The following is a 6055-nucleotide window of genomic DNA, read 5'->3' as shown; positions in this document are numbered from 1 at the left end:
GCCGCCGGCAAGGTCGGCGACCCGCAGGCGCGGGCCGCGCTGCTGCTCCAGGTCGAGTCCGCGCAGCGGCAGTACGCGTCGGCTGCCCGCGCCGCCGACCGCGCGGTCGCCGCCGTGCAGCGCGGCGTGGCGGGCCTGAACAGCGCCGTCGGCGCGTTGTCGGCCGCGCAGCGCCTCCAGGCCCAGCAGGCGTACGACCTGGCGAAGGCGACAGTCGACGCGTTGACGCTGCGCGCCCCGATCGCCGGCGTGGTGCAGCCGGGCGGCACCCGGGCGGCGACGCCGACCGACCTGGCCGGGTTGCTCGGCGCGGCCGGCGGCGCGGGGGTGCCCGGCCTCGACCCGTCGGCGTTGGGCGCGGCCGGGTCGGGTGGTGGCCCGCCGGCCGGGGTCGACGACGCGGTGCCGGCCGGTGGCCGGGTCACCGCCGGCACGCCGGTGCTCACCGTGGTGGACATCGGCCGGTTGGGCCTGCTCGCCGAGGTGGACGAGACGGACGTGCTGCTGGTCCGCGCCGGGGTGCCCGCCTCGGTCGAGCTGGACGCGGTGACCGGCGCGACGTACGAGGCGACGGTCCGTTCGGTGGACGTGCTGCCCACCAGCTCGGCGCGGGGCGGTGTCACCTACCGGGTGCGGCTCGACCTGGGCGCCGGCCAACTCGGCGAGGAGGCCGCCCCGGCGCCCCGGCCGGGCATGAACGCGGTGGTCCGGCTCCGGGTCCGGGAGGCGACGGACGCGGTGGCGGTGCCGGCCTCGGCGGTCTTCTCCGCCGACGGGCGGGACGCGGTGTGGGTGCTGCGGGGCGGCCGGGCGGACCGGGTGCCGGTGACCGTCGGCGTGCAGGGGCAGGATCTGGTGCAGATCGTCGACGGGGTGCGGGCCGGTGACCGGGTCGTGGTGCGCGGCGCCGACCAGGTGCGCGACGGCCAGGAGCTGCCGTGACCGTCGCCGCGGTCGAGGCGGTCGACGTCTCGCGCGCGTACGAGCTGGACGGGGTGTCGGTGTCCGCGCTGCGCGGGGTTTCGCTCACCATCGACCAGGGCGAGTACGTGGCGGTGATCGGGCCCTCCGGCTCCGGCAAGTCCACGCTGATGCACCTGCTGGGTGGGCTGGACCGGCCCACCGGCGGTCGGTTGGTGATCGGTGGCCGGGACGTGGCCACGCTGACCGCGCCGGAGCTGGCGACGCTGCGCAACGAGACGATCGGCTTCGTCTTCCAGGCGTTCCACCTGCTGGCCCGGACGTCCGCGGTGGACAACGTGGCGCTGCCGCTCGTCTACCGGGGTGTCGGGGCGCGGCAGCGGCGGGAACGGGCGGCGGCGATGTTGGGCCGGGTCGGGCTGGGGCACCGCCTGCACCACCGGCCGAACCAGCTCTCCGGGGGCGAGCAGCAGCGGGTGGCGATCGCCCGGGCGCTGGTCACCGAGCCGGCGGTGCTGCTCGCCGACGAGCCCACCGGCAACCTGGACAGCGTCACCGGCGAGGCGGTGCTGGAGCTGCTGGAGCGGTTGAACGCGGAGTCCGGGGTGGCGCTGGTGATGGTGACGCACGACCAGGAGGTGGCGGCGCGCGCACGTCGGCGGATCGCGGTCCGGGACGGGTTGATCCGGTCCGACACCGCTCATGATCGACCGGGGTCGGCCGACCCGGACGGACCTGCGACACTGGATCCCGCTCCCAGCGCGGAGCCCCGGTCCGCGTCCGGAAGCGGCCCGGGGCACCCGTCCGGTGGCTCCGGTGGCGCCACCGGAGCCACCGGACGCCTTCCGCGTCCCGGCGACGGGTCGGGCCGGTGAGGGTGGCCGAGGCGTGGCGGGTGGCGCTTGACGCGCTGCGCGCCAACCGGATGCGCAGCCTGCTGACCATGCTCGGCGTGATCATCGGGGTCGCCTCGGTGGTGATCCTGGTGGCCATCGGCACCGGCACGAAGCGGCAGGTCGAGCAGCAGGTCGAAGGGCTCGGCTCGAACCTGCTGCTGGTGGTGCCCGGGAAGATCGAGGTGGGCACCGCCCCGGTGGTGTCGCCGCTGGACCTCAAGGACGTCGACGCCGTCTCCCGGGTGGTCGGCGATCCCGGCCGGGTGGCCGTGACGGTGGCCTCCGGCGCGACCGCGCGGGCCGGCAACCGGTCCGACTTCACCACCGTGCAGGGCGTGCTGGAGACCACCCCGTCGGTGTTCACCCGGTCGCTGGCCCGGGGCCGCTACCTGTCCGGGGCCGACGTGGACACCAGCCGCCGGGTGGCGGTGCTCGGCGCGTCGGTGGCCCGGACGCTCTTCCCCGACCGTGATCCGCTCGGCCAGCAGGTCACGCTGGCCGGCGTACGGTTCCGGGTGATCGGCGTCTTCGCCCCGCTCGGGCAGAGCCTCGGCGTGGACCGGGACGACGAGGTGCACGTCCCGGTGACCGCCGCGCAGCGGCTGTGGGGCACCCAGCGGATCGACGGCATCGCGGTCAAGGCGCCGGACCGGGAGCGGATCGACCAGCTCGGCGAGCGGATCGTCGCGGAGCTGTCCCGCCGGCACCCGGACACCGAGTTCAGCGCCGTCACCCAGCAGCAGATCCTCGGTGTGCTCGGCGACATCCTGGGCGTGCTCACCGGCGTGCTGGCCGCGATCGCCGGCATCTCGCTGCTGGTCGGCGGCGTCGGCGTCTCCAACATCATGCTGGTCTCGGTACGCGAGCGCACCCGCGAGATCGGCCTGCGCAAGGCGGTCGGCGCCCGGCCCCGGGACATCGGCGTGCAGTTCCTGCTGGAGGCGGTGCTGCTCACCTCGATCGGCGGCCTGACCGGGATGGCGCTCGGGGTCGGCACCGCGCTGCTCGTCGACGCGTTCTCCCCGATCCCGGCCGCGATCACCTGGTGGTCGCTGGCGTTGGCGTTCGGCGTCTCGGCGGCGGTGGGCATCGTGTTCGGCGTGGTGCCGGCGCAGCGGGCCGGCCGGCTCGATCCGGTGGTGGCGTTGCGCGCCGAGTAGGCGATCCGGACGCGCCACCCGTCCGGGCGAAAAGCCCCGGCGGACGCCCGTCCGGCCATGATCAAAGGACGGAAGGGATCGCGCAGGTCACAGCCGTCCCGCTACCGTACTCATTACACGCGCGTCGCTCGTCGAGGCGGGAGCACCTGCCCGGTGGCACGCGCCGGGCACGGGAATGGGTCGGTGAGCCATGGCCGGGTCGCAGTCCGACGCACGGCTGTCGGATGTCAGGTTCCTGACCGTCGCCGAGGTGGCAACGGTCATGCGGGTCTCCAAGATGACGGTCTACCGTCTCGTGCACAGCGGTGAGCTGACCGCGGTGCGGGTCGGCCGCTCGTTCCGGGTGCCCGAGCACGCCGTGCACGAATATCTCCGGGGCGCGTTCCAGGAGTCCGCCTGACCCCTCGGCGACACCCGCCGAGTGCGACGAAAAGGGGCATCGACGGGGGCGCGTTGGTCCTGCTGACGCACTCCGGCTACCCTGGAGCCCGACCGTGATCGCTCCTGGTGTGCCCGGCCCACCTCGCTGGTCCGGTCCGTTGTCCGCAAGCGGGCACGGCGCCACCGCGTTGGTGGTGCCTCCCGGTCCGCCCCGCACGTTGCATCGAAAGGCTGTCGTATGGGCTCGGTGGTCAAGAAGCGCCGCAAGCGCATGGCTAAGAAGAAGCACCGCAAGCTGCTGCGCAAGACCCGCGTCCAGCGTCGCCGTCTCGGCAAGTGACCGGGGCCGGGCGCTGACCCGGCACCGGCACCACTTGCCAACTGTCGACCCTCGGAGGCTCAGGTGATCAGGCCGCGGACGTATCGGCTCGATCCTGCCTGCCGCGCAAGGCGCACGACATGACCCCCGGTGGCACCTCCGGTGCCCCGGGGGTCGTCGTCGTCACCGGGGTCGGCCGGTTCCTCGGCGCCAACCTCGCCGCCCGGCTCGCCGCGGACCCACGCATCGAGCGGGTCATCGGCGTCGACCCGGCCCCGCCGAACCCCGAGCTGGCCGACCTGCTCTCCGACGTCGAGCTGGTCCGGCTCGACCTCGACTCGCTCGGCGGTCTCCTGATCGACCTCGATGTCGACGCCGTGGCGCACCTGGCGCTGGTCACCGCGCCCGACCAGCAGCACGGCGGTCGGGCGGCGATGAAGGAACAGAACGTCATCGGCACCATGCAGCTGCTCGCCGCTGCCCAGCGCGCGCCGCGCCTGCGCCGGCTGGTGGTCCGCTCGTCGACCGCCGCGTACGGGGTGTCGTTCCGCGACCCGGCCGTCTTCACCGAGGAGACCGAGCCGCGCGAGGTGCCGCGCGGCGGGTTCGGCCGCGACATCCTCGACATCGAGGGGTACGTTCGCGGCTTCCGCCGCCGCCGGCCCGAGGTCACCGCCACCGTGCTGCGTTTCGCGCCGTTCATCGGCTACACGGCCGACACCACGCTCACCCGCTACTTCGCGCAGCCGGTGGTGCCCACCATCTTCGGCCGCGACCCGCGCCTGCAGTTCCTGCACATCGACGACGCGTTGACGGTGCTGCACCGGTCGGTCGCCGAGGAGCACCCGGGGACGTTCAACGTGGCCGGTCCGGGTGTGCTGTCGCTGTCACAGGCCATCCGCCGGGCCGGCCGGGTGGCCGTGCCGGTGCTGGAACCGGGCCTGGCCGGGGTGGCCGCGGTCGCCCGCACCCTGGGCTTCGGCCGGTACGGCCTGGATCAGGTCGACCTCTTCGTGCACGGTCGGGTGGTGGACACCACCCGGCTGGAGCGCGAGTTCGGCTTCACCCCCCGCTCGACCGCCGCCGCCTTCGACGACTTCGTCCGCGCCCACCACGGCGGGGTGGTGGTGACCCGCGACCAGCTCGCCGCGGCCGAGCAACTGGTGCTGGAGAGCATCCGTCAGGTCCGCTCGACCGTTCGGGAGCGCTCGTGAGCAGCACACCGGAGCGGTGGGACGCCCGCTTCGACGTACCCCCGACCGGGTCCGGGCCGGACGCGGAGTCGGCGCGGCGCAACGGGCACCGGCCGGTCACCGCGCCGGCCGCCCGACCGCCCGCGCCCCCGGAGCCGGCCGACGAGCCGGACACCTCCGCCGACGAGCCGACCACCCGCCCGGTCGCGAAGAAGACCGTGGCGAAGAAGACCGTCGCGAAGAAGGCGGTCGCGAAGAAGGCCGTGGTGCGGCAGGCGGTGGCGGGGAGCGCCACCCCCGGGAACGGCCCGTCCGGGTCGGCGGTGGGCGACCGGCCCGGGGACCAGTGGGACCGCCGGGTCGCGCGAGGGCTCGCGTTCCTGCGCCGCCGGCTCGCCGGTGACTACGAGGTCGACGAGTTCGGCTTCGACCCGGACCTCACCGACGCGGTCTTCCACCCGCTGGTCCGGGTGCTCTACCGGGACTGGTTCCGCACCGAGGTGGGCGGCCTGGAGCACGTGCCGGCCGAGGGCGCCGGCCTGGTGGTGGGCAACCACTCCGGCACCGTGGCGCTGGACGCGCTGATCCTCTCCGCGGCGCTGCGCGACCGGCATCCGAGTCACCGCTACCTTCGCCTGCTCGGCGCCGACCTGGTCTTCCGGATGCCCGTGGTGTCCGAGCTGGCCCGCAAGACCGGCGGCACGGTCGCCTGCAACCCGGACGCCGAACGGCTGCTCGGCAACGGCGAGCTGGTCGGCGTGTTCCCGGAGGGCTTCAAGGGCATCGGCAAGCTCTACTCCGACCGCTACAAGCTCCAGCGCTTCGGCCGGGGCGGCTTCGTCTCCGCCGCGCTGCGCACCGGCACGCCGATCGTGCCGGTGGCCATCGTCGGCGGCGAGGAGATCTATCCGATGCTCGCCGACATCAAGCCGCTCGCCCGGCTGCTCAAGCTTCCGTATTTCCCGGTGACGCCGACGTTCCCCTGGCTGGGGCCGCTGGGCATGGTGCCGCTGCCGAGCAAGTGGCTGATCGAGTTCTGCCCACCGATCCCGACCGCGCACCTGCGGGACTCCGCGGACGACCCGCTTGTCGTGTTCAACCTCGCCGACCAGGTGCGGGAGACCATCCAGCAGACGCTGCACAAGCTGCTCGAACGCCGTCCGGACCCGTTCGGTCCCTGAGCGC

7 protein-coding genes are annotated in these 6055 nt (G+C 74.2%); all 7 read left to right on the top strand.

Annotated features, from left to right (window positions below):
* Window positions 1-942: efflux RND transporter periplasmic adaptor subunit (locus tag C8054_RS30200; protein WP_107162560.1), on the top strand; the 942-nt coding region annotated here is incomplete at its 5' end.
* On the top strand, window positions 939-1796 hold the full coding sequence (locus C8054_RS30195) for an ABC transporter ATP-binding protein (RefSeq protein WP_107162559.1): 858 nt from the start codon (window positions 939-941) through the stop codon (window positions 1794-1796). The genes C8054_RS30200 and C8054_RS30195, both read left to right, overlap by 4 nt.
* Window positions 1793-2977 carry an ABC transporter permease gene (locus tag C8054_RS30190; RefSeq protein ID WP_107162558.1) on the top strand — a complete coding sequence of 395 codons (1185 nt, stop codon included), beginning with the start codon at window positions 1793-1795 and terminating at the stop codon, window positions 2975-2977. Before C8054_RS30195 ends, C8054_RS30190 begins: the two co-directional genes overlap by 4 nt.
* Window positions 2978-3167: 190 nt before the next feature.
* Window positions 3168-3377, top strand: coding sequence for a helix-turn-helix domain-containing protein (locus C8054_RS30185; protein ID WP_013288759.1), 210 nt, complete (start codon window positions 3168-3170; stop codon window positions 3375-3377).
* A 219-nt stretch (window positions 3378-3596) separates the two neighbouring features.
* Window positions 3597-3698, top strand: coding sequence for an AURKAIP1/COX24 domain-containing protein (locus C8054_RS30180; protein ID WP_007465623.1), 102 nt, complete (start codon window positions 3597-3599; stop codon window positions 3696-3698).
* Between the two features lie 119 nt (window positions 3699-3817).
* Window positions 3818-4891, top strand: coding sequence for an NAD-dependent epimerase/dehydratase family protein (locus C8054_RS30175; RefSeq protein WP_107162557.1), 1074 nt, complete (start codon window positions 3818-3820; stop codon window positions 4889-4891).
* Between the two features lie 302 nt (window positions 4892-5193).
* Window positions 5194-6051, top strand: a complete 858-nt coding sequence (locus tag C8054_RS30170) for a lysophospholipid acyltransferase family protein (RefSeq protein ID WP_199199983.1) — start codon at window positions 5194-5196, stop codon at window positions 6049-6051.
* Window positions 6052-6055: the final 4 nt, after the last annotated feature.

The sequence above is a fragment of the Micromonospora sp. RP3T genome, assembly GCF_003027925.1.
Taxonomy (GTDB): Bacteria; Actinomycetota; Actinomycetes; order Mycobacteriales; family Micromonosporaceae; genus Micromonospora.
This window is presented reverse-complemented; position numbering and strand designations above follow the sequence as displayed.

Excerpts from the sequence above, each read along its gene's own strand:
- C8054_RS30185 (WP_013288759.1), top strand. The coding sequence starts at position 3,168 with ATGGCCGGGTCGCAGTCCGACGCACGGCTGTCGGATGTCAGGTTCCTG.
- C8054_RS30180 (WP_007465623.1), top strand. The coding sequence starts at position 3,597 with ATGGGCTCGGTGGTCAAGAAGCGCCGCAAGCGCATGGCTAAGAAGAAG.
- C8054_RS30175 (WP_107162557.1), top strand. The coding sequence starts at position 3,818 with ATGACCCCCGGTGGCACCTCCGGTGCCCCGGGGGTCGTCGTCGTCACC.